Raw genomic sequence first — 21,208 nt, forward strand, 5'->3', positions numbered from 1 at the left:
CGCCATGTCCCCGGAGCAGAGCGGCCCCTGCGCCGGAGCCCCGTGCCGCGCCTCGCCTTCGCCGCCGTGCCGGCCTAGATCGGCAGCATCTCCCGCCGAGAATCGCCCGCCTTGCACCGCGCCAAGCTCCTTCCCCTGATCGTCGCCTGCGCGCTGTTCATGGAGAACACCGATTCCACGGTGATCGCGACATCCCTGCCGGTGATCGCCGCCGCTCTGGGGGAGGATCCGATCGCGCTGAAGCTGGCGCTGACCTCCTATCTCGTCAGCCTCGCCGTCTTCATCCCTGTCTCCGGCTGGATGGCCGACCGCTATGGCGCCCGCACCATCTTCCGTGCCGCGCTCGCCGTCTTCATGCTGGGCTCGCTCTGCTGCGCCGTCTCCAATTCGCTCGGGGCCTTCGTCGGCGCGCGCTTCCTGCAGGGCATGGGCGGGGCGATGATGGTCCCGGTCGGCCGGCTGGTGATCCTGCGCAGCGTCGAGAAATCCGAGCTCGTCGGCGCGCTCGCCTATCTCACGGTTCCCGCGCTGGTCGGACCCGTCGTCGGCCCGCCGCTCGGCGGCTTCATCACCACCTATTTCGACTGGCGCTGGATCTTCCTGATCAACATCCCGATCGGGATCGTCGGCATCGTGCTGGCGACGCTGTATTTCGACGATATCCGCGAGGATGACGTCGCGCCGCTCGACGTCACGGGCTTCCTGCTGACCGGGTTCGGCTTCGCGGCGCTGATGCTGGGGCTGGCGACGGGCGGGCGCCATCTCGTGCCGCTCGCGATCTCCTATGGCGCCGTCGCCGCCGGCCTCATCGCGCTGATCGCCTATGGCTTCCACGCCAGGCGCGTCGCCCATCCCGTGCTCGATTTCAGCCTGCTGCGCATCCCGACCTACCGGATCGGCGTGATCGGCGGGTCGATCTTCCGGACCGGGATCGGCGCACTGCCGTTCCTGCTGCCCTTGATGCTGCAGCTCGGCTTCGGCATGAACGCGCTGCAATCGGGCCTCGTCACCTTCGCCTCCGCCGCCGGCGCGCTGATCATGAAGACCTTGGCGCGGCGGATCCTGGCCCGGTTCGGCTTCCGGCGGGTGCTGGCGGTCAATGCCGTGATCGGCTCGGGCCTGCTCGCTCTGTCCGGCTTCTTCACCCCGGCGACGCCCTATTGGCTGATGCTCGGCATCCTGCTCATCGGCGGCTGCTTCCGTTCGCTGCAATTCACCGGCCTCAACGCGCTCAGCTATGCCGATGTCGGCAAGCGCGAAATGTCCGGCGCCACCAGCCTGTCCAGCGTCGCGCAGCAGCTCTCGCTCAGCCTCGGCGTCACCATCGGCGCCTTCGCGCTGGAAGCCGCCAACGCCTATCATGGCGGGCAGGCATTGGGCGCCGGCGATTTCTGGCCGGCCTTCGTCTTGGTCGGGCTGGTCTCCGCCTCCTCGGTCTTCATCATGGCGCGGCTCGCCCCCGATGCCGGCGCCGAAGTGTCGGGCCACGGCCAGCCCCGCGCCGCCGCCGCGACGGCCGAAGCGATCGCGGACCAGAAGCCGCCGGGGTGAGGGGGGCGGACGATTTCGGTTCGCGAAGACAGGTGCTATTGTACTACGGATGTAACACGGAGCACGACGTCCATGAGCGAGGCGACGTTTACCTTCCGCGTCGAGGAAAGCCTGAAGAGTGCCTTCGCGACGGCGGCGAAAGCGCAGGACCGCTCCAGCGCGCAGCTTCTACGCGACTTCATGCGGGATTTCGTCCGGCAGCAGAAGCAGGCTGCCGAATATGACGACTGGTTTCGACGGCAGGTCGAAACCGGCATCGCAGCCGCCGAAACCGGTGATGTCGTCAGCGCTGCCGATGTCGAAGCGCATTTCGAGCGCCGTCGGGAGGCGACGCGCCAGGGTCTGACGCCGCGCAAATGACACAGGTCGTCTGGACCCGGCCGGCACTGCGCGACCGGGAGACGATCTACGATCATATCGAGCGCGACAATGCGGCCGCCGCGGTGACGCTGGATCTGCTCTTCAGCGATGCGGCGCAGCGTCTGGCTGTCCACCCCGAGCTCGGGCGGGTGGGTCGGGTCGACAAAACCCGAGAGCTCGTCGTGCACCCGAATTACATCCTCGTCTACGATCTCTCGGTTGATCGGATCCGCATTCTCCGCGTGCTCCATGCCGCGAGACAATGGCCGCAGCCTCGCTAGGCGCTGTCGTCCTGCGAGCTGCCGATGCTCAAGCTCCCAGCCTCCCCAGGCTTGCGCCGATATCCCGTCGCCAGCACATAGAGCTCCGAGGAATCGGGCCGGCTGGCGGCGGGCTTCACATTGCGCACGGTGACGAAATCGCGCTTCAGCTCGGCGAGCAGCGCCGCGCTCTCTCCGCCCTGGAACAGCTTGGCCAGGAAGAACCCGCCCGGCGCCAGGATCGTATGCGCGAATTCCAGCGCCGCCTCGGCGAGCCCGATGATCTTGAGGTGGTCGGTCTTCTTGTGACCCGTGGTGTTGGCCGCCATGTCGGACATCACCCCGTCGGCGCGTCCGCCGAGCCGCTGCGTCAGCAGGGCAGGGGCGGCCTCGTCCATGAAATCCATCTCGATCAGTTCGACGCCGGGGATCGGATCGACCGGCAGCAGGTCGATGCCGACGATCCGCCCCTTGCCCTGCTCCAGCCCGATGCGCTTCGCCGCGATCTGGCACCAGCCGCCCGGCGCGCAGCCGAGGTCGATCAGCTTCTGGCCCGGCTTCAGGAATTTGTAGCGGTCGTCCATCTCCTCGAGCTTGAAGGCGGCGCGGGAGCGATGGCCGAGTTCGCGCGCCCGCTTGACATAGGGGTCGTTGAGCTGGCGCTCGAGCCAGAGCTGCGAGGAATGCTTGAGCTTCCCCGCCTTCTTCACCTTCACCCGGAGATCCCGGGCTCCGGCGACTTTCGATTTGCCGCCCGATTTGCCGACGCTCATGCCTGGTCCATTCCTGTCGGGCTCACGCCTGTGCGACGCCGCTCACGCCGCTGACGCGGGGCTCATGCCGGCCTGCGCCGCCACCAGGCCCGGTCCTCATGCATCATCCGCAGCAAAATGCCTTCGCGCAGGCCCCGATCGGCGATGCGGACGCGGTCGCTGGGAAAGGCGCGCCTGATCGCCTCGAAGATCGCGCAGCCCGCCAGCACGAGATCGGCCCGTTCCCGCCCGATGCAGGCATTGGCCGCCCGTGCGGCATAGTCCATATCGATCAGCCGGTCGATGACCGAGCAGATATCCTCCTGGCGCATCCACAGCCCGTCCACCACGCGGCGGTCGTAGCGGGGCAGGTCGAGATGGATGCCGGCCACGGTGGTGACGGTGCCGGAGGTCCCGAGCAGGTGGAAATTCCGCGCCCCGCGCGCGCCCGCCGCCTTCTTGACGAAGGGCTCCAGCGCCTGCGCGCAATCCTCGACCATGCGCTCGAACAGCTCGCGCCCGACCTCGAAGCCGCCATAGCGCTCCGCCACGGTCACCACGCCGATCGGCAGCGACGCCCATTCCTTGATCCGCGCCGCCGGATCGCGCGCCTCGTTGCGCCCGCCCATCCAGATGATCTCGGTGGAGCCGCCGCCGATGTCGAAGACGATCACCCCTTCCGCGGCGGGGTCGGCCAGCGCGGCACATCCCGACACCGCGAGCGAGGCTTCCGTGCGCTGGTCGACGATCTCGAGTTCGAGCTCCGCCTCCCGGGCCACGCGCCGCACGAATTCGAGCCCATTGGTCGCGGCGCGGCAGGCTTCGGTGGTCACCAGCCTGGCGCGGGTGACGCCGCGCTGCACCATCTTGACCTGGCAGATTTTGAGCGCCTCGACGGCGCGATCCATCGCCGCCTCGTTCAGCCGCCCGCTGGCGGCGAGCCCTTCGCCGAGGCGCACGATCCGCGAAAACGCGTCGACGACCCGAAACCCATGCTGCGCCGGGCGCGCGATCAGCAGCCGGCAATTATTGGTGCCGAGATCCAGCGCCGCATAGGTCGCGGCCGGCGGCCGGGGCGCATAATCCGGGGCCGCATAGGCTTGCTGCGGGCGGGGCAGGGCGGACAGCGACAGGCCGGCGAGGGGAGCCGCACCGGATGGGGCGGTATCGCCATGGCTCCCCTTGGGCGCCGCATGCGCGACGCCACTGTCGTGCCGATCCTCGACGGCCACCGCGTCCATCCTCTCGGCAGCCGCGGATCCTGCGACCCTGCGGCGAGGCCGGACGACATGTCCGGCTGCCTGTTCGGGACAGAGCGTAACAACAGCTTGACGCCGGTGCCAAGCGGAAACCTCCGGCGGGGCGGCGGCGTCTTGCGGCGCGGGGCGTGGATCGGCCAGTCTGGCGGCAGGGCCGCGCCGAGCCGGCCGATCAGGGCAGGACGACGCCATCATGGCCGCAAACCGCTATCTTCTCGCGATCGACCAGGGCACCACCTCGTCGCGCGCCATCGTCTTCGATGCCGGGCTCAAGCCCGTCGCCTCGGCCCAGCAGGAATATCAACAGCATTTTCCTGCCTCCGGCTGGGTGGAGCACGAGCCGGAGGACATCTGGTCCAGCGTCGTCGCCACCTGTCGCGCCGCCCTCGACAAGGCCGGGCTGGACGCCAAAGCCATCGCCGCGATCGGCATCACCAACCAGCGCGAGACGACGCTGCTCTGGGACCGCCGCACCGGCCGTGCCGTCCACCGCGCCATCGTCTGGCAGGATCGGCGCACCGCCCCGCTCTGCGCCGAGCTCGTCGCGGCGGGGCACGAGGCCTTGGTGGCCGAGCGCACCGGCCTGCGCATCGACCCCTATTTCTCCGGCACAAAAATCGCCTGGCTGCTCGATCACGTGCCGGGCGCGCGGCGCCGCGCCGAGGCGGGCGAGCTCGCCTTCGGCACCGTCGACAGTTTCCTGCTCTGGCGCCTGACCGGCGGAGCGGTCCACGCCACCGACGCCACCAATGCCGCCCGCACCCTGCTCTTCGACATCAGGCGCGGCGTCTGGGACCAGGATCTCCTGGCCCTGCTCGGCATCCCCGCCGCGATCCTGCCGGAGGTCCGCGACTGCGCCTGCCATTTCGGCGACACCACCCCCGACCTCTTCGGCACGGCGATCCCGATTCGCGGCATGGCGGGCGACCAGCAGGCGGCGACGATCGGCCAGGCCTGTTTCACCCCCGGCATGGTCAAATCGACCTATGGCACCGGCTGCTTCGCGCTGCTCAACACCGGCTCCACCGCCGTCGCCTCGAAGAACCGCCTGCTCAGCACCATCGCCTATCAGCTGAACGGCGAGCGCAGCTACGCCCTCGAAGGCTCGATCTTCATCGCCGGCGCGGCGGTGCAATGGCTGCGCGACGGGCTCGGCCTGATCGCCCATGCCAGCGAGACCGGCCCGCTGGCGGAGGCGGCGGACCCGGCGCAGGAGGTCTATCTCGTGCCGGCCTTCGTCGGCCTCGGCGCGCCGCATTGGGATGCGCAGGCGCGCGGCGCGATGTTCGGGCTGACGCGCAATACCGGCCCCCGCGAATTCGCCCGCGCGGCGCTGGAGAGCGTCTGCTACCAGACGCTCGACCTGATCGAGGCGATGCAGGCCGATTGGCCCGACGCCAGGCATGGCCGCGCGATCCTGCGCGTCGATGGCGGCATGGTCGCCTCCGACTGGACGATGCAGCGCCTCGCCGACATTCTCGGCCTGCCGATCGACCGCCCCTCCGTGCTGGAGACGACGGCGCTGGGCGCGGCCTATCTGGCCGGGCTCGACGCCGGGCTGCTGCCCGAGCCCGAGCGTTTCGCCGATCTCTGGCGCTTGGAGCGCCGCTTCAGCCCGGCTATGGCGGAGGCGGAGCGCGGCCGCAAGGTGGCCGGCTGGCGCGACAGCGTGCGCCGGACGCTGACCGGCACCTGAGCCGACGCGTCGCAGCGGGGCCGGGACGCGGCGGGCAAAGCGGCGCGGGCGGGCGGCAGGCCGACGGGCGCCTCCGGCGAGACCCGGCTCGACCGGCGTTTCGCGCCAAGCCTTTTCGCTCGGAGCTCGGAAAGCCTTTTCGCAGACGGACGGCGGCGTGGCGCGCCCAAGGCTCGGCGTTCAGTGTTTTGCCCGGCGGGAGTGGGGCAGGGGTGTCGTCAAAGTTTCATCATCCCTGCAATCGGGGCTTGCCATCCGCGCAGCCATTGATTAGACCGCGCCACACCAACGCGAGCGCCGCAAACCAGCGCAAAGCACCGTTGGGGGATCGTCTAACGGTAGGACCCCAGACTCTGACTCTGGTTGTCTAGGTTCGAATCCTAGTCCCCCAGCCACTCGCGTGGCTCCGCTGCAAATTCTCGCTCTTTCGTCCATTGCCCCGCTGCGCGATCGTATCCGATCGCCCGCGCCGCCCGCGTCTCGGCCAGCTCGTTCGCCCGCAACCTCTCATCCGCCCTGTCGGACCAGCCCGCCTTCCGCCTCAGCGCAGGCCGCCGGGGGGCAGCGGCGGCTCTTCGTTGAGCAGGGTGATCGTCACGCGGCGGTTCTGGGGGACATAAGGGTTGTCGGGGAAGACCGGCTCGGTGTCGGCGCGGCCCACCACGGAAGCGAAGCGGTCATTGGGCATGCCCGCCGACGACAGCACCTCGCGCACCGCCAGCGCACGGCCGGCGGTGAGGTTCCAGGAATCGACGCTTTGCACGGAGCCGGGGCGCGCGGCGGCGGTGTGGCCGGTGACGGAGAGCCGGTTCGGCAGCCGGCGCAGGGTCGGCGCCAGCGCCTTCAGCACCAGCCTTGTGCGCTCATAGGGCTGGACGGAATTTTCCGGAAACATCGACCGCCCCTGCTCGTCGACGAGGGAGACGTTGATCCCGTCCTTGGTCACCTCGATGACGATGTTGCGGGACAATTCGGCGACCTCCGGCAGGGTCTGCAGCGCCTGCCGCAGGCTGGCGACGGCGCTGTGGTCGGCCTGCGAACCGGAGGCCGGGCGGCTCGCCTCGCGGTCGCTGGCGCGCCCCGAGGTCCGGCGCGAGCCGTCCTGCTTGCTGGTGCCCATCGCCGTGTCGCGCGGCACCGAGGATCTGTTGCCCGAGCTGTCGAGCGCGGTACCCATCAAGATGCCGCCGGCGCCGCTGTTGCTGGGGCTGAGCGCCGCCGGCGCGAAATACTCCGCCAGCCCGACCTTCTGCTCCTGGGTGGTCATGCTGATCAGCCACATCAACAGGAAGAACGCCATCATCGCGGTCACGAAATCCGCATAGGCGATCTTCCAGGCCCCGCCATGATGGGCGTGAGCGGCCTTCTTGACCTTCTTGATGATGATCGGCTGGATCGGATTGGCCATTGGGTGCCTTCTGGCGAATGGGTCAGATATTGGCGGGCAGGTTCGCGGTCGCCGCCTCAACCTCGCTGAAGCTCGGGCGGACGTCGCTCATCAGCGCCTTGCGCGCGAATTCCACCGCCATCACCGGGGGCTGGCCGCTGATATGCGCGAGCAGCCCGGCCTTGAGCGACAGATAATATTTCGATTCCGCCTCGAAGATGCCTTTGAGCGACTGCGCCATCGGGCCGAAGAAGCCATAGGCGACGAAGACGCCGAAGAAGGTGCCGACGAGCGCGCCGCCGATCAGATGCCCGAGAACCTCCGGCGGCTCGGTGATCGAGCCCATCGTCTTGATCACGCCGAGCACGGCGGCGACGATGCCCAGCGCCGGGGTGCCGTCGGCGATCGACTGCATCGAGGCGACGATGCGCTCCTGCTCCTGGTGATGCGTCTCCAGCTCCTCGTCCATCAGCGCGTCCATCTCATGGACGTTGTTGGCGCCCATCGTCACCATGCGCATGTAATCGCAGACGAATTCCACGGCGTGGTGGTTGGCGGCGAAGGTCGGGAAGGCGTTGAACAGCGTCGACTGGCTGGGATTCTCGATATGCTGCTCGACGGCGAGCAGGCCCTTCTGCTTGACGAGCTTGTACAGCGAGTACTGCATCCCGAGCAGCTCGACATAGCATTCCTGCTTGTATTTCGGTCCCTTCACCAGCGTGCCCAGCATGGCGGGTACGGCCTTGAGCACCGGAGCGGGGTTGCCGATGATGAAGGCTCCGATGGCAGCGCCGAGGATGATGACGAACTCGAAGGGCTGCCACAGGACGAGAAGTTTGCCGCCCATCGCCGCATAGCCGCCGAAGACGCAGACAAAGACGATGATTGTGCCGACGATCAGCCGCATGAATTGCCACCCCCGGGGCCGCGGCGGATAAGGCCCGCGCGACGCCATTCTCAATCCGACGAAATGACCGATCGAGGTTAAGGTCACGTTTAGGGCAGGGGGTCTGCAGGCCGCGCAGCGTCGTTTTCCGCCTTCGGAGGCCGGGATCGGCCGCGGCAAGGCAGCGCAGGGCAGGCCGGCACGCCCCGCCTCGGCGCCGATTCGCGGGGAGCGCCTGACGCTGCGGCGCATCCTCTTGACCTTCCCGCATGGGAGGCTCCATGTCATCCGCCGCAACGGCGGAATCGACGGGACATCACGTGATCGCGCACCCGATCCTGGGCAGGGCATGGAAGGCGGCGGCTCTCGTCGTCCTCCTGATGCTCGCCTGGGCCGCGCCCGCTCAGGCCCATGCCGGCCATGGCGCGAGGACCGCCGTCGCCGCCGCCGCAAAACCGGCGGCCGCGGCTCAGCCGGACTTCGCCGCCGCGCGCCCGACGGAAGCGGCGGCCCAGTGCCGCGAGCTTCCATCCGCCGCCCCGGAGGCGCCGCGCGCGCCGCAAGGCGAGGGGCTGCACGGCCAGGCCTGCTGCGGCACCATCTGCACGAGCGCGCTCATCCTGCGCGAGATGGCGTCCCTGCCACCGCGAACGGCGCATCGCATCAGGCTCGGCCTGCCGGCGCAGACCGGTGCCGCCCCGGCCACGCCCGGCCCGCATGCGCGGCCTCCACGAACCACCGACATCGCCTGAGCGTCGGCCGGCTCCTCAGCCGCGCCGCCAATTGTTCATGCCGATCGTGATGGGTTCCTCCGATGTTGTCCCTCGTCCGCAGCCTCGCGCGCTGCCTGATCGCGCCCCTGGCGCTGTCGATCTTTGCCACGCCACTCGCCGCCCATGAGGGCCACGACCATGGCGCCCCCGCCGCTCCCGCCGCTGCCGCGACCGACGGCTCCGCGCGCATCAGCCTGCATTCCGACAGCTATGAGCTGGTCGGCATCCTGCGCGGCGACCGGCTGACGCTGTTTCTGGACCGCTATGCCGGCAACGAACCGGTGACCGATGCCGGGCTGGCGGTGACGATCGGCACCGGCGGCGAGGTCGCCGCCACGCCGACGCCGGAGGGGACCTATCTCGTCGCGTCGCCGCTGCTGCCGGGGGCGGGGCCGCTCGAGCTCGTCTTCGCCATCACCCATCCCGGTGGCGACGATCTGCTGATCGGCACGCTCGAGCGTCCGGCCGCCGCCCCGCCGGCCGCTTCCTCCGCGACGGCGGGCGCGATGGCGCCGGGCGCGAGCCTCGCCATCGCCGGGCGACAGGTCCCGGTCCTCTATCTCGCCACCGGCGGCGCGCTGGCCTTCGGCCTGCTGTTCGGGGCGGGGCTGCGCAGCAGCCGGCGGATCGTGCCGACCATGGCCGTTATGGCGCTGATGCTGCTCGCCGGCACGGTGATCGCGACGGCCCATGAGGGCCATGATCACGGGGAGGCGAAGGCCGCCCTGCCCAGCGGGGACACGCCGCGCCGGCTCGCCGACGGAGCGGTCTTCGCGCCGAAGCCGACGCAGCGTCTGCTCGAGATCCGCACCCAGGTGACGCGGCCGGAGGAGGCGCGCAGGACCATCGGCTTCGTCGGCCGGGTGATCGCCGATCCCAACCGCTCCGGCCAGGTCCAGAGCATCACCGGCGGCCGCGTCCTCGCCCCCGCCGGCGGGCTGCCGCGCCTCGGCCAGGCGGTGAAGCGCGGCGATCTCCTGGCCTCCGTCGAGCAGGCGGTGCCGCAGGCCGACCGCACCACCATCGCGGAGCGCGTCGGCGAGATCGAGCAGCAGATCGCGATGGTCGAGGCGAAGCTGAAACGCTCGCGCGGGCTCGCCGAGCGCGCCATCGCGCCGCAGAGCCAGGTGATCGACGCGGAGATCGAGCTCGCTGGGCTGATGCGGCGCCGCGAGATCGTCGGGCGCATCCGCATCGAACCGGAAGAATTGCGCGCGCCGCTCGACGGTGTCGTCTCCGCCGTCCGGGTCGTGGCCGGCCAGGTCGTCGGCTCGCAGGACATCCTCTTCCAGATCGTCGATCCCGCCGGTTTCTGGGTCGAGGCCCTGTCCTATGGCGAGGCCGAGCTGTCGTCGCTCGGCGCCGCCTCGGCCGTCCTGCCCGACGGCAAGCCGCTTGCTCTGTCCTTCCGCGGCGTCGGGCGGGCGCTGCAGCAGCAGGCGACGCTGGTGCAGTTCGCGATCGAAAACGCCCCTGCCGCCATCGCCGTCGGCCAGCCGGTGCGGGTGACTGCGCAGACCGGCACCGTCACCAGCGGCATCATCCTGCCGCGCGGCGCCGTGGTGCGCGGCGCCAATGGCGAGGCCCTGGTCTGGCGCCATACCGATCCCGAGCGCTTCGACGCACGCCCGGTCCGCACCGAGCCCTTCGACGCGACGCGGCTGGTGATCCGCGCCGGAATCGCGCCGGGCGAGCGCATCGTGGTGCGCGGCGCCGAACACCTCAACCAGATCCGCTGAGGCCGGCCGCCCATGTTCAATCTTCTCGTCTCGGCCAGCCTGCGCAACCGGCTCTTCGTCATCGCCGCCGCGCTCGTCCTCGTCGCCTATGGCAGCTTCGTGCTGCCGCGCATCCCGGTGGACGTCTTCCCCGATCTCAACCGCCCGACCGTCACGCTGATGACGGAGGCGGAGGGACTCGCCCCGCAGGAGGTCGAGCAGCTCGTCACCTACCCGCTGGAAACGGCGATGAACGGCATGCCCGGCGTGCTGCGCGTGCGCTCCGTCTCGGGCGTCGGCCTCTCGATCACCTATGTCGAATTCGATTGGGGGACCGACATCTACCGCTCGCGCCAGCTGGTCGCCGAGCGGCTCTCGCTCGTCCGCGAGCAGCTGCCGCGCGGCGTCAACCCGCAGATGGGCCCGGTCTCCTCGATCATGGGCGAGATCATGCTGGTCGCGGTGACGGGAGAGCAGGCCTCGCCGATGGAGGTGCGCGAAATCGCCGATTTCGTGATCCGACCGCAATTGCTCACCCTGTCCGGCGTCTCCCAGGTGATCCCGATCGGCGGCGAGGTCCGCCAGTACCGCATCACCCCGGATCTCGCTGCGATGCAGGCGCTCGACGTCAGCCATGAGCAGATCGAGGCGGCGGTGACGCGCTTCGGCACCAATACCGGCGGCGGCTTCGTCGACCAGCAGGGGCGCGAATATCTGATCCGCAATCTCGGCCTGACGCAGAAGCTCGAGGATCTCAGGAACACGGTGGTGGCGCCGCGCCAGGGCCAGCCGATCCTGCTGCACCAGATCGCCCGGGTCGATTTCGCGGCGCGGGTCAAGCGCGGCGATGCCGGCTATCAGGGCAAGCCGGCGGTGATCATCGGCATCCAGAAGCAGCCGGAGGCGGATACGGTCAAGCTGACGCAGCGCATCGAGGCGGCGTTGGCCGAGGTGCAGAAGACGCTGCCGCCCGGCCTCTCCGCGACCAATGTCCAGTTCCGCCAGGCCAGCTTCATCGAGACCTCGATCGCCAATGTCGAGCGCGTCCTGCTGGAGGCGGCGGCCGTGGTCGCCGTCATCCTGCTGCTCTTCCTGATGAACATCCGCGCCACGCTGATCTCGCTGACGGCGATCCCGGTCTCGATCCTGACGACGGTGCTGGTCTTCCAGGCCTTCGGCCTGACCATCAACACGATGACGCTGGGCGGGCTGGCCATCGCCATCGGCGAGCTCGTCGACGATGCCGTGGTCGATGTCGAGAACATTCTGCGGCGGCTGAAGCAGAACCGCGAGAGCCAGGCGCCGCAGCCGGTGCTGGCGGTGATCGCGGCCGCCTCGCAGGAGGTACGCTCCGGCATCGTCTACGCCACGGCGATCATCATTCTGGTCTTCATCCCGCTCTTCGCCCTCTCGGGGATCGAGGGCCGGCTCTTCGCGCCGCTCGGCATCGCCTATATCGTCTCGATCCTGGCCTCGCTGATCGTCTCGATCACGCTCACCCCGGTGATGGCCTATTACCTGCTCTCGGGCGCAGGCAGCGCGCATCGCCGCGAGAGCTTCGTCGTGCGGCAGCTGAAGCGCGGCAATGCGGCGCTGCTGCGCTTCGCCTTCGCCGGCCGCAACGCGCTGTTCCTGCTGGTCGGGCTGGGCGTGGCCCTGGCCGTCTATGGCGCGACGCTGCTGCCGCGCACCTTCCTGCCGCCCTTCAACGAGGGCACGCTGGTGGTCTCGCTGCAGTACAATCCCGGCATTTCGCTGGCCGAGAGCCACCGGCTCGGGCTGCTGGCCGAGAGGCTCGCCTTGCAGGTCCCGGAGGTGAAATCGATCGGCCGCCGCACCGGCCGCGCCGAGCTCGACGAGCACGCCGAAGGTGTCCATTCCTCCGAGGTCGATATCGACCTGCATCGCTCGGACCGCCCCAAGGAGGCGGTCCATGCCGATATCCGCGCGGCGCTCAGTGTGCTGCCGGTCTCGGTCAATATCGGCCAGCCGATCAGCCACAGGCTCGACCACATGCTCTCGGGCGTGCGCGCGCAGATCGCCCTGAAGGTCTATGGCGACGATCTCGATACCATCCGCAGCCTGGCGGAAACGCTGCGCGAGCGGCTCGCGGCGGTGCCAGGCCTCGTCGATCTGCAGATCGAGCGGCAGGTCCGCATCCCGCAGCTGCGCATAGACGTCGACCACGACAAGGCGGCGCTCTACGGCCTCACCCCGGCGAGCGTCACCCAGGCGCTGGAGACCCTGTCGAACGGCCGCACCGTGTCGCAGATCGTCGACGGCAACCGGCGCTACGACGTGGTGCTGCGGCTCGCCGACCAGGACCGCTCCACCACGGGGCTGGAGGATCTGCTGATCGCCACCCCGAACGGACACATCCCCCTGCGCCTGATCGCTGCCGTGTCGGAGACCGACGGCCCCAACCAGATCCAGCGCGAGAACGGCCAGCGCCGCATCGCGGTCTACGGCAATGGCGACGGGCAGCGCGACATGACGGCGATCATCGCCGATATCCGCCGCATCGTCGCGCAGACCCCCCTGCCGCAGGGCTATGTCACGCGCCTCGAAGGCACGTTCCAGGCGCAGGAGGAGGCGACCTTGCGCATAGGCCTGCTCAGCCTGGTGTCGCTGGCGCTGATCTTCGTCGTGCTGTTCACCCGCTACCAATCGGCGGTGCTGGCGCTGATCGTCATGGGCAACATCCCGCTGGCGCTGATCGGCAGCGTGGTGGCGCTGCACCTCGCGGGCCAGCCTCTGTCGGTGGCGTCGATGGTCGGCTTCATCACCCTCGCCGGCATCTCCGCCCGCAACGGCATCCTGAAAATCTCCCACTACATCAACCTCGTTCTCTACGAGGGCGAGCGCTTCGGGCGCGATCTCGTCATCCGCGGCAGTCTGGAACGGCTCACCCCCGTGCTGATGACCGCGCTCTCGGCCGGGCTCGCGCTGATTCCGCTGCTCTACGGCGCCGATGAACCGGGCCGCGAGATCCTGCACCCGGTCGCGGTGACCATCTTCGGCGGGCTGATCTCGGCGACGATCATCGACACCGTGCTGACCCCGGTGCTGTTCCTGAGCTTCGGCCGGCGCCCGCTGGAACGCATCGTCGCCGGCCGGGCGCAGGCCACCGGCCCTCTGTCCCCCACAGAAGCCTTCTGACCCCGCAAAGGAGAGTACCCATGCTCAAGCTGTTGTCGTCGCTCGCTCTGTTCGCCATGGCGACCGCGGCGTCCGCCCATGAACTCGCCAAGGGCCCCAATGGCGGGCCGATGGTCGACGTCGCCGGGCATCACGTCGAGATGGTGGCCAAGGGCACCGAGCTCGTCCTCTATCTCAGCGATGCCGCGGACAAGCCGCTGGCCTCGGCCGGGACCAAGGCGGCGCGTGCCATCATCCAGGACAGCGGCCGGACGGCGACGGTGGCGCTCGCGGCGGTGGCGCCCAACAAGCTCGTGGGAACGCTCGCCCAGCCGCTGGGGACGGGCGCCAAGATCGTCGTCTCCGCGACGCTGGCGGACGGTCACGCGCTGCAGGCCCGCTTCACCGCGAACTGAGCCGGCCGGCGGGGCAGGGCGGCCGGCCTGCGTCCGCTCCGCGGGCGGTTGCGGATCGCCGCCGCTTGCGCTGCTATGCGCCGGCCGCGACGCCGCGGCTGCCGGCCTCGGCCCCGATCCGGCACGACCTCCCGCCCTCGATCTCTCGCCGCCAGGACAGCCGCCATGCCCCATCTCGCCGCCTCACCCGAGACCTGCCATTGGGGCTATTTCGACGCGTCTGTGCAGCCCGTCCTCAGCATACGCAGCGGCGACACGGTGACGATCGACACGGTCAGCGGCAGCGCCGAGGTGCTGCCGCCCGAGGGCTTCCACATCCCGCCGGAACTGCTCGCCATCCATGCCGCGCAGCAGGGCATCCCGTTCGGCCCGCATATCCTGACCGGGCCGGTGCATGTCGAAGGCGCCGAACCCGGCGACGTGCTCGAGGTCGCCATCGAGGCGATCGAGCTCCGGCAGGATTGGGGCTTCAATTTCAGCCGGCCGCTGGCCGGCACGCTGCCCGATGATTTCCCGGATTATCACCTGATGACGATCCCGCTCGATCGGCAGCGCAATCTGGCGACGATGCCCTGGGGGCTCGAACTCCCGCTGCAACCCTTCTTCGGGGTCCTGGGGGTCGCGCCGCCGGCTAGCTGGCGGCGCTGCACCTCGATCATCCCCCGCGCCTTCGGCGGCAATATCGACAACAAGGAACTCGTCGCCGGAACCACGCTGTTCCTGCCGGTCTTCGCGAAGGGGGCGCTGTTCTCCTGCGGCGACGGACATGGGCGGCAGGGCGATGGCGAGGTCAACGTCACCGCCATCGAGACCGCGCTGTCGGGCCGCTTCCGGCTGACCGTCCGCAAGGACCTGTCCTTCACCTATCCGCGCGCGGAGACGCCGACGCATCTGATCACCTTCGGCATGGATCCCGATCTCGACCGCTGCGCCGAGATCGCCCTGCGCGACATGATCGCGTTGATCGTCGAGCGCGTCGGCATCACCCGCGAACAGGCCTATGCCTTGTGCAGCATCGCCGCCGATCTGCGCATCACGCAGACGGTCAACCAGCACAAGGGCGTCCATTGCATGCTGGACAAATCGCTGGTCTGACCGGGATGGGGCCGGGGGCTCTCGGGAGCGCGCTAGCAGGCGGTCCTGAGCGGGGCCGCGTCCTCGCTTTTCTGCGAGGCGAGCAGCAGCGCCCGTCGCGCGCGCTCGATGATCGCCGCCTGCTGCCGCGCGGCGCTCGCCTCCGAAATATCGCCGATCAGGCGCAGCGCCTCGACCGCGACGGCGGCGGCGCGGGCCGCCTGGGCGGCGCTGGCGGCGCCAGCCATGGAGGGCTGTTCCTGCGCCAGCCGCGCCACCGAATCCTCCTGCTGGAGGATGGTGCGCAGCGCGCTGGCGGCGATGCTGAGGCGCTCGAAATCCGTGGTGATCGTGTTCATAGCCAAGGTCTGCATGGATTTAGCCGGCCTGTCCTTGACGCCGATCAAGTTGTACAGATTTGCCGACACAGGAACGCGCGGCCGCGCCGGAACCTTTCGGTCCGGCGGGGGGTTGTGCTTGGCCGAACTCGCGCACGGACATGGTTGGCTCCCAAGCCAGGCGGGCGGCGTGCTGCACCATCCGCCGGAGCCGACTGAATGCGCAGGCCGATCATTTCCTCATCGTCGCGCGATGGGCTCGTCCTCCCGGCCGGCCCGAGCTTCGGCGCGCTCGGCGTCGCGGCGCTGATCATCACCGGGCTCTATGTCGGCCGCGAGGTCTTCATCCCCGTCGCGCTGGCGATCCTGCTGAGCTTCGTTCTGGCACCGCTGGTGCGTGGCCTGCGCAAGCTGCGGGTGCCGCGGTCGCTGGCGGTGGTGCTCGTCGTGCTCGTGGCCTTCGCCGCCTTGTCGGCGCTCGCCGTGTTGATGGCGACGCAGGTCGCGCAGCTCGCCGGAGAATTGCCGCGCTACCAGATGACGATGCGCGAGAAGATCGCCTCGCTGCGGGGATCGACGGCCGGTAGCGGCGCTCTCGAACGCGCCTCCGAGATGCTGCAGGATCTCGGCAAGGAGCTGGACAGGCCGAAATCGGCGACGGAGCTGACCGGTCCGCCGCCGGGCGAGCCCGGCGCCGAAGCCAAGCCGATCCCGGTCGAGGTCAGGCCGCCGGAGCCGACCTCGCTGCAGACGCTCGGCTCGTTCCTGAGGCCGCTGGTCCACCCGCTGACCACCACCGGCATCGTGCTGGTCTTCGTGATCTTCATCCTGCTGCAGCGCGAGGATCTGCGAAACCGCTTCATCCGCCTCGCCGGAACCTATGACCTGCAGAAGACCACCGCCGCGCTCGACGATGCGGCGGCGCGGCTCAGCCGGCTCTTCGTCAGCCAGCTGCTGCTCAACTCCGGTTTCGGACTGGGCATTGGCATCGGGCTCTGGATCATTGGCGTGCCCAATCCGGCGCTGTGGGGCGTGCTCACCGGCATCATGCGCTTCGTCCCCTATGTCGGGGCGATCATCTCGGCCGCCTTTCCGCTGGCGCTGGCGGCGGCGGTCGATCCGGGCTGGACCATGCTGCTCTGGGCCGGGCTGCTCTTCCTCGTCGCCGAGCCGCTGGCCGCCCATGTGCTGGAGCCGCTGGTCTATGGCCGCTCGACCGGGCTGTCTCCCGTCGCCGTCGTCGCCTCCGCGACCTTCTGGACCTGGCTCTGGGGACCGATCGGCCTGGTGCTCGCCATGCCGCTGACCATCTGCCTCGTCGTCCTCGGCCGCCATGTCGAGAAGCTCGAATTTCTGGACGTGCTGCTCGGCGACAGGCCGGCCCTCTCGCCTCCGGAAATCTTCTATCAGCGCGTCCTCTCCGGCGATCCGGCCGAGACCGCCGACAAGGCCGAGGAGGTGCTGAAGGAACGCTCGCTCTCGGCCTATTACGACGAGGTCGCGCTGGAAGGGCTGCGGCTCGCCAAGGCCGATCTGGTGCGCGGCGTGCTCGACGAGGAGCGCGTCGCCCGCATTCTCGAGACCGTGCGCGAAGTCGTCGAGGATCTCGCCGATCATGACGACCGCGCCCCGCAGCCGGGCGACGCGACCACCGATGCCGAAGCCGTCGACGCGGTCGAATCGACCGATGACCGCGAAGGCGCATCCGATCTGCCGGTGCTTGCGCCCGAGGAGATGGCGCCGCCCTTCAGGAACGAGGACAGCGTCGTCTGCATCGCCGGGCAGGGGCCGCTGGACGAGGCGGCCGCGATCATGCTGGCGCAGCTGCTGGACAAGCACGGCATCCGCACGGCGGTGGAATCGCCGGAGGCGCTGGCCCGGCCCAACGTCGTCGATCTCCAGGCGCGGAAATACGCGCTGGTCTGCCTCTGCTATATCGACGCCGGCAGCCCGGCCCATATGCGCTATAATCTGCGCCGCCTGCGCCGGCGGCTGCCCGATGCCAGCCTGATGCTGGCCTGCCTGAGCCTGCCGGCCGGCGCGACGAGTTCCGTGCTCGGCGACGACACCCGGGCGGATCTGGTGGCGGGCAGCCTGCGCGAGGCGGTGAAGCTCTGCATCGACGCGGTCCGCTTGCCGCCGACCGCGGGCGAGACCGCGGCGCTCGACGCGCCGAAGGCCGCCAACCTCGCCTGATCAGCCGGCGATAACGCCCTTGCGCAGCAGGAAACAGCCATAGGGGCGAGGATCGCCGACCTGCACGACCGCGAAGGCCGCCCGGGCGGCGTCGTAGAAGGCGAAGCGCTCGATGCCGACGAGCGGCATCGGCCTGCCGGCCGCGCTGTCGAGCTCCTCCTGCACCGCGATCTGCACAGGCGGAATCTGCGCGGGCTCGTCGACCACCAGCATGCGCCGCACCGGCTCCGGCTCGAAATCATCGATCGGCAGCACCGAGAGGATGGCCTTGGCCGCGCGCTGCATCGTCAGCCCGGGCAGGCGGACCAGCCGGCCGCTCGTCGTGGCGCGGGCGATCGTCTCGGCCGGATGATTGGCGTCGACGAGAGCGAGATCGTCGCCATGCCCCATGGCGGCGAGCAGCCAGAGCAGATCGGCGGAGAGGACGGGATCGAGGCCCTTCAGCATGGCGGTTTCCTCAGGCGCGGCCGCGCCGTTCCAGATAGATGCGTCGCGCGGTGCCGCCCATGATCGCTGTCCGCGCCGCCATGTCCAGCGGGGCGAGCAGCTCCTCCACCGCTTCCACCCAGCGGGAATAGCTGCTGCGCAGGGTCAGCACCGGCCAGTCGCTGCCCCAGATCAGCCGATCCGGCCCGAATTGCGCGAGGAGATGGTCGAAGACCGGACGCAGCGTCTCCAGCGTCCAGTCTTCCGCCGCCTCCGTCACCAGCCCCGACAGCTTGCAGCAGACGTTCGGATGGGCCGCCAGGGCCGCGATGCCGGAGCGCCATCCCTCCAGCCGCCCGCCGACCAGATCGGGCTTGGCGGCGTGATCGACGACGCAGACCAGCCCGGGGCTGCGCGCCAGCCGTCGCAGCAGCGGCGCGATATGATGCGGCCGCAGCAGCGCGTCGAAGACCAGGCCATGGCGGGACAGAGCGGCGAAGGCCGGGTCGAGCGCCGCGCGTTCCAGCCAGAGCGGATCGGCTATGTCATGCACCATCGGCCGCAAGCCGACGAGCAGGGGTTCTTCGGCGAGCCTTTCGATCCGCTCCGCGGCATCGGGCGCGTCGAAATCGCTCCAACCGACGACGCCGGCGACGAAGCCGGTATGCCGCGCCGTCTCCAGCAGGAACTCCGTCTCGGCCTCGGTCGGCGCGGCCTGCACGAGGATGGTGCGGTCGATGCGATGGGCGGCGAGCAGAGGCGCCAGGTCATCGGGGCCGAAATCCCGGAAGATCGCCCCGAGCTCGGGCGTCAGCCAGCCATAATCGCCGCGTGCGAGCCGCCAGACATGCTGATGCGCATCGATCCGCATGGCGTCAGCCCGGCACCGGCACATCGGCCCCGAGCAGGCCCTGCGCCTTCAGCGCCTCCCAGAGCGCGGCCGGCACCGGCGTCGCCAGCTCGGCGATCTGATCCGCCACTTCCGCCGGCGACACCGCGCCCATCACCAGGCTGCTGACCGCCGGATGGCCCAGCGGGAAATGCAGCGCGGCGCGCCGCAGCGGCACGTCATGATGCCGACAAACCGCCTCGATCGCGGCGACGCGCGCCAGGACCGCGGGCGACGCGGGGGCGTAATTATACTTCGCGCCAGCGACCGCTCCCGTCGCGAGAATGCCGGAGTTGAATACTCCGCCCAGCATCAGCCCGATCCGCTTCTCCAGCGCGAGCGGCATGAAGCCCGCGAGCGCCGGCTGTTCGAGCAGCGAATAGCGCCCGGCGAGCAGCATCGTGTCGAAATCGCCCGCGCGTGCGAAACGCTCGCACATCTCCGCCTCGTTCACCCCGACGCCGATGGCCTTCACCGTCCCGGCCGTCCGCAGCCGCTCTAGCGCCCGGTAGGCGCCGTCCATCGCCTCGCGGAAGCGGCTCTCGATCCGCTCCGCCCCATGCGTCCAGACATCGACATCATGGATCAGCACGATGTCGAAGCGATCGACTCCCAGCCGCAGCGCCGATTGTTCGAGCGAGCGCATGGCGCCATCATGCGAATAGTCGAAGCGCAGAGCGTGAGGCAGGCCGCCATGATAGCCCGAGCCGTCGCCGCGGCCGGCGAAAGGCTCTGCCACGCGCCCGATCTTGGTCGAGATCACCACCCCGTCCCGCCGCGCCCGGCGCAGCGCCGCGCCGATCCGATGCTCGGAGAGCCCATGCCCGTAGAGCGGCGAGGTGTCGATCAGCGTCACCCCGCCGGCCAGCGCGGCCTCGACGGTCGCCACGGCCTCGGCCTCGTCCAGCCGCGCATAGAGATCCCCAAGCGGCGCCCCGCCGAAGCCGAGCACCGAGACGGGACGGCCGCTGCGTCCGAGCCGGCGGGTGGCGATGGTCGAAGGCGGGGAGGGATGAGGCATGGCATCGCGTCCGGGACAGGCTGCCTCAGTATGTGCATCCCAACATGTTAGCTTGCAACCGCTAAAGTTCGGTCCTAGTCTTATCGAATTGGTGGTCGCTGCTGCAGGCCTGCATGCCGCTCCCGCCACGCTCCTCCGCCGCCTCTCTGCGAAAGCCCGTTTCATGGCCCTCGATCCCAACCGCTTCGGCCTCTCCTGCGCCATCACCACACCGATGCGGGAGGGTGGAGCCGTCGACCTGCCGCGCCTCGTCCATCATGCGCGGCATGTGCTGGCCAATGGCTGCGACAGCATCACCCTGTTCGGCACCACGGGGGAGGGCGCGGCTTTGGGACCGCAGGCGCGCATCGCCATGCTCGGCGCGGTGATCGGGGCGGGGATCGATCCGGCGCGGCAGGTCTATGCCGGCGTGGCCGCCTCCTCCCTGCACGAAGCGGTCGAACAGGCGCGCCAGGCGCTGCATGCCGGCGTCAAGGGGCTGCTCGTGGCGCCGCCCTTCTACTTCAAGGGCGTCGGCGATGACGGGCTGTTCCAATGGTTCTCGCAGCTCTTCGAGACCGTCGGCCCGTCGATGCGCAACGTCATCCTCTACCACATCCCTTCGGTGACCGCGGTCCCGATCAGCATCGAGCTGGTGCAGCGCCTCAAGACGGCCTTTCCCGGCGTCGTCACCGGCATCAAGGATTCCTCCGGCGACTATGCCAGCACCGAGGCCTTCCTCGAGGCGCATGGCGAGCTCGCGATCCTGGTCGGCGACGAGCGCCAGCTCGCCCGCGCCGTCCGCGCCGGCGCCGAGGGCTCGATCTGCGGCGTGGCCAATCTGGTGCCGCATCTGCTGCGGCCGCTGGTCTATGAGGGCACGGAGAACGCCGTGGTGAACACGCTGGTCGACGAGATCGTCAGCTACCCCGTGATGGCGGCGGTCAAGGCGCTGACCGGCCATGTCCATCGCGACGACGGCTATGGCGCGATGCGCGCCCCGCTGCAGGCCTTGGAGCCGGCGGCGCGGGCGAGGCTCTTCGCCGCCTTCGACCGGATCACCATGGCCAGGGCCGCCTGAGCCGGAGG

At 69.6% G+C, this 21,208-nt stretch carries 19 protein-coding genes and 1 tRNA gene; 12 read left to right on the plus strand and 8 right to left on the minus strand.

Annotated features, from left to right (window positions below):
- Nucleotides 1–111: 111 nt before the first annotated feature.
- The 3 genes from ASG72_RS14635 (at nucleotide 112) to ASG72_RS14645 (ending at nucleotide 2,192) form a co-directional block, all read left to right on the plus strand.
- Nucleotides 112–1,551, plus strand: coding sequence for an MFS transporter (locus tag ASG72_RS14635; protein ID WP_082540360.1), 1,440 nt, complete (start codon nucleotides 112–114; stop codon nucleotides 1,549–1,551).
- 72 nt (nucleotides 1,552–1,623) lie between these two features.
- Nucleotides 1,624–1,911, plus strand: coding sequence for a hypothetical protein (locus ASG72_RS14640; protein ID WP_056713428.1), 288 nt, complete (start codon nucleotides 1,624–1,626; stop codon nucleotides 1,909–1,911).
- Nucleotides 1,908–2,192 (plus strand): type II toxin-antitoxin system mRNA interferase toxin, RelE/StbE family, encoded by a 285-nt coding sequence (locus tag ASG72_RS14645; protein WP_056713430.1) that lies wholly within the window; start codon nucleotides 1,908–1,910, stop codon nucleotides 2,190–2,192. Before ASG72_RS14640 ends, ASG72_RS14645 begins: the two co-directional genes overlap by 4 nt.
- On the opposite strand, the gene ASG72_RS14650 is transcribed toward ASG72_RS14645, so the two are convergent.
- Both ASG72_RS14650 and ASG72_RS14655 read right to left on the minus strand, forming a co-directional pair.
- Entirely contained in the window at nucleotides 2,189–2,944 is a 756-nt protein-coding gene (locus ASG72_RS14650) for an RlmE family RNA methyltransferase (protein WP_056713432.1), read from the minus strand. The two genes, ASG72_RS14645 and ASG72_RS14650, sit on opposite strands and share 4 nt — an antisense overlap.
- A gap of 62 nt (nucleotides 2,945–3,006) precedes the next feature.
- Nucleotides 3,007–4,155, minus strand: a complete 1,149-nt coding sequence (locus ASG72_RS14655; protein WP_244488811.1) for a Ppx/GppA phosphatase family protein — start codon at nucleotides 4,153–4,155, stop codon at nucleotides 3,007–3,009.
- 220 nt (nucleotides 4,156–4,375) lie between these two features.
- On the opposite strand from ASG72_RS14655, the gene glpK reads away from it, so the two are divergent.
- Both glpK and ASG72_RS14665 read left to right on the plus strand, forming a co-directional pair.
- A complete protein-coding gene (glpK, locus tag ASG72_RS14660) occupies nucleotides 4,376–5,878 on the plus strand; it encodes a glycerol kinase GlpK (RefSeq protein ID WP_056713435.1) in 1,503 nt (500 codons plus the stop codon).
- A gap of 321 nt (nucleotides 5,879–6,199) precedes the next feature.
- Nucleotides 6,200–6,273, plus strand: a tRNA-Gln gene (locus ASG72_RS14665).
- A gap of 146 nt (nucleotides 6,274–6,419) precedes the next feature.
- Here the strand turns inward: ASG72_RS14665 and ASG72_RS14670 are convergent.
- Complete coding sequence (locus ASG72_RS14670; protein WP_056713437.1) at nucleotides 6,420–7,286, minus strand: flagellar motor protein MotB; 867 nt, start codon at nucleotides 7,284–7,286, stop codon at nucleotides 6,420–6,422.
- Nucleotides 7,287–7,308: 22 nt separating this feature from the next.
- Nucleotides 7,309–8,172, minus strand: coding sequence for a flagellar motor stator protein MotA (gene motA, locus ASG72_RS14675; RefSeq protein ID WP_056713439.1), 864 nt, complete (start codon nucleotides 8,170–8,172; stop codon nucleotides 7,309–7,311).
- A gap of 260 nt (nucleotides 8,173–8,432) precedes the next feature.
- Between motA and ASG72_RS14680 the strand changes: the two genes are divergently transcribed.
- The 5 genes from ASG72_RS14680 (at nucleotide 8,433) to ASG72_RS14700 (ending at nucleotide 15,291) form a co-directional block, all read left to right on the plus strand.
- On the plus strand, nucleotides 8,433–8,903 hold the full coding sequence (locus tag ASG72_RS14680) for a hypothetical protein (RefSeq protein WP_156395977.1): 471 nt from the start codon (nucleotides 8,433–8,435) through the stop codon (nucleotides 8,901–8,903).
- A gap of 62 nt (nucleotides 8,904–8,965) precedes the next feature.
- Nucleotides 8,966–10,663: an HlyD family efflux transporter periplasmic adaptor subunit gene (locus ASG72_RS14685; RefSeq protein WP_056713444.1), complete on the plus strand. Its 1,698-nt coding sequence runs from the start codon at nucleotides 8,966–8,968 to the stop codon at nucleotides 10,661–10,663.
- Nucleotides 10,664–10,675: 12 nt separating this feature from the next.
- Complete coding sequence (locus tag ASG72_RS14690) at nucleotides 10,676–13,801, plus strand: efflux RND transporter permease subunit (RefSeq protein ID WP_056713445.1); 3,126 nt, start codon at nucleotides 10,676–10,678, stop codon at nucleotides 13,799–13,801.
- A 20-nt stretch (nucleotides 13,802–13,821) separates the two neighbouring features.
- The gene (locus ASG72_RS14695) at nucleotides 13,822–14,196 is read left to right on the plus strand and encodes a hypothetical protein (protein WP_056713448.1); all 375 of its coding nucleotides are present in this window, start codon (nucleotides 13,822–13,824) and stop codon (nucleotides 14,194–14,196) included.
- Between the two features lie 165 nt (nucleotides 14,197–14,361).
- Entirely contained in the window at nucleotides 14,362–15,291 is a 930-nt protein-coding gene (locus ASG72_RS14700) for an acetamidase/formamidase family protein (RefSeq protein WP_056713450.1), read from the plus strand.
- Nucleotides 15,292–15,323: 32 nt separating this feature from the next.
- On the opposite strand, the gene ASG72_RS14705 is transcribed toward ASG72_RS14700, so the two are convergent.
- The gene (locus ASG72_RS14705; RefSeq protein ID WP_156395978.1) at nucleotides 15,324–15,644 is read right to left on the minus strand and encodes a hypothetical protein; all 321 of its coding nucleotides are present in this window, start codon (nucleotides 15,642–15,644) and stop codon (nucleotides 15,324–15,326) included.
- Nucleotides 15,645–15,827: 183 nt separating this feature from the next.
- Between ASG72_RS14705 and ASG72_RS14710 the strand changes: the two genes are divergently transcribed.
- Nucleotides 15,828–17,804 carry an AI-2E family transporter gene (locus ASG72_RS14710; RefSeq protein WP_056713454.1) on the plus strand — a complete coding sequence of 659 codons (1,977 nt, stop codon included), beginning with the start codon at nucleotides 15,828–15,830 and terminating at the stop codon, nucleotides 17,802–17,804.
- On the opposite strand, the gene ASG72_RS14715 is transcribed toward ASG72_RS14710, so the two are convergent.
- Genes ASG72_RS14715 through ASG72_RS14725 form a run of 3 tightly spaced genes read right to left on the minus strand, consistent with a single transcriptional unit; the run spans nucleotide 17,805 to nucleotide 20,140 of the window.
- On the minus strand, nucleotides 17,805–18,251 hold the full coding sequence (locus ASG72_RS14715; RefSeq protein WP_056713456.1) for an RbsD/FucU domain-containing protein: 447 nt from the start codon (nucleotides 18,249–18,251) through the stop codon (nucleotides 17,805–17,807).
- Nucleotides 18,252–18,261: 10 nt separating this feature from the next.
- Nucleotides 18,262–19,101 carry an amidohydrolase family protein gene (locus ASG72_RS14720; protein ID WP_056713458.1) on the minus strand — a complete coding sequence of 280 codons (840 nt, stop codon included), beginning with the start codon at nucleotides 19,099–19,101 and terminating at the stop codon, nucleotides 18,262–18,264.
- Nucleotides 19,102–19,105: 4 nt separating this feature from the next.
- On the minus strand, nucleotides 19,106–20,140 hold the full coding sequence (locus ASG72_RS14725) for an aldo/keto reductase (RefSeq protein WP_056713459.1): 1,035 nt from the start codon (nucleotides 20,138–20,140) through the stop codon (nucleotides 19,106–19,108).
- A gap of 163 nt (nucleotides 20,141–20,303) precedes the next feature.
- Here ASG72_RS14725 and ASG72_RS14730 point away from each other — a divergent pair, with 163 nt between their 5' ends.
- Entirely contained in the window at nucleotides 20,304–21,200 is an 897-nt protein-coding gene (locus ASG72_RS14730; protein WP_056713461.1) for a dihydrodipicolinate synthase family protein, read from the plus strand.
- The last annotated feature ends 8 nt before the right edge of the window (nucleotides 21,201–21,208 follow it).

Origin of the sequence: Allobosea sp. Leaf344 (genome assembly GCF_001426225.1) — a bacterium.
GTDB lineage: Bacteria > Pseudomonadota > Alphaproteobacteria > Rhizobiales > Beijerinckiaceae > Allobosea.

Coding starts and splice junctions, on each gene's coding strand:
- ASG72_RS14640 (WP_056713428.1), top strand. CDS start 1,624: ATGAGCGAGGCGACGTTTACCTTCCGCGTCGAGGAAAGCCTGAAGAGT.
- ASG72_RS14645 (WP_056713430.1), top strand. CDS start 1,908: ATGACACAGGTCGTCTGGACCCGGCCGGCACTGCGCGACCGGGAGACG.
- ASG72_RS14650 (WP_056713432.1), bottom strand. CDS start 2,944: ATGAGCGTCGGCAAATCGGGCGGCAAATCGAAAGTCGCCGGAGCCCGG.
- glpK (WP_056713435.1), top strand. CDS start 4,376: ATGGCCGCAAACCGCTATCTTCTCGCGATCGACCAGGGCACCACCTCG.
- ASG72_RS14670 (WP_056713437.1), bottom strand. CDS start 7,286: ATGGCCAATCCGATCCAGCCGATCATCATCAAGAAGGTCAAGAAGGCC.
- motA (WP_056713439.1), bottom strand. CDS start 8,172: ATGCGGCTGATCGTCGGCACAATCATCGTCTTTGTCTGCGTCTTCGGC.
- ASG72_RS14680 (WP_156395977.1), top strand. CDS start 8,433: ATGTCATCCGCCGCAACGGCGGAATCGACGGGACATCACGTGATCGCG.
- ASG72_RS14685 (WP_056713444.1), top strand. CDS start 8,966: ATGTTGTCCCTCGTCCGCAGCCTCGCGCGCTGCCTGATCGCGCCCCTG.
- ASG72_RS14690 (WP_056713445.1), top strand. CDS start 10,676: ATGTTCAATCTTCTCGTCTCGGCCAGCCTGCGCAACCGGCTCTTCGTC.
- ASG72_RS14695 (WP_056713448.1), top strand. CDS start 13,822: ATGCTCAAGCTGTTGTCGTCGCTCGCTCTGTTCGCCATGGCGACCGCG.
- ASG72_RS14700 (WP_056713450.1), top strand. CDS start 14,362: ATGCCCCATCTCGCCGCCTCACCCGAGACCTGCCATTGGGGCTATTTC.
- ASG72_RS14705 (WP_156395978.1), bottom strand. CDS start 15,644: ATGCAGACCTTGGCTATGAACACGATCACCACGGATTTCGAGCGCCTC.
- ASG72_RS14710 (WP_056713454.1), top strand. CDS start 15,828: ATGCGCAGGCCGATCATTTCCTCATCGTCGCGCGATGGGCTCGTCCTC.
- ASG72_RS14715 (WP_056713456.1), bottom strand. CDS start 18,251: ATGCTGAAGGGCCTCGATCCCGTCCTCTCCGCCGATCTGCTCTGGCTG.
- ASG72_RS14720 (WP_056713458.1), bottom strand. CDS start 19,101: ATGCGGATCGATGCGCATCAGCATGTCTGGCGGCTCGCACGCGGCGAT.
- ASG72_RS14725 (WP_056713459.1), bottom strand. CDS start 20,140: ATGCCTCATCCCTCCCCGCCTTCGACCATCGCCACCCGCCGGCTCGGA.
- ASG72_RS14730 (WP_056713461.1), top strand. CDS start 20,304: ATGGCCCTCGATCCCAACCGCTTCGGCCTCTCCTGCGCCATCACCACA.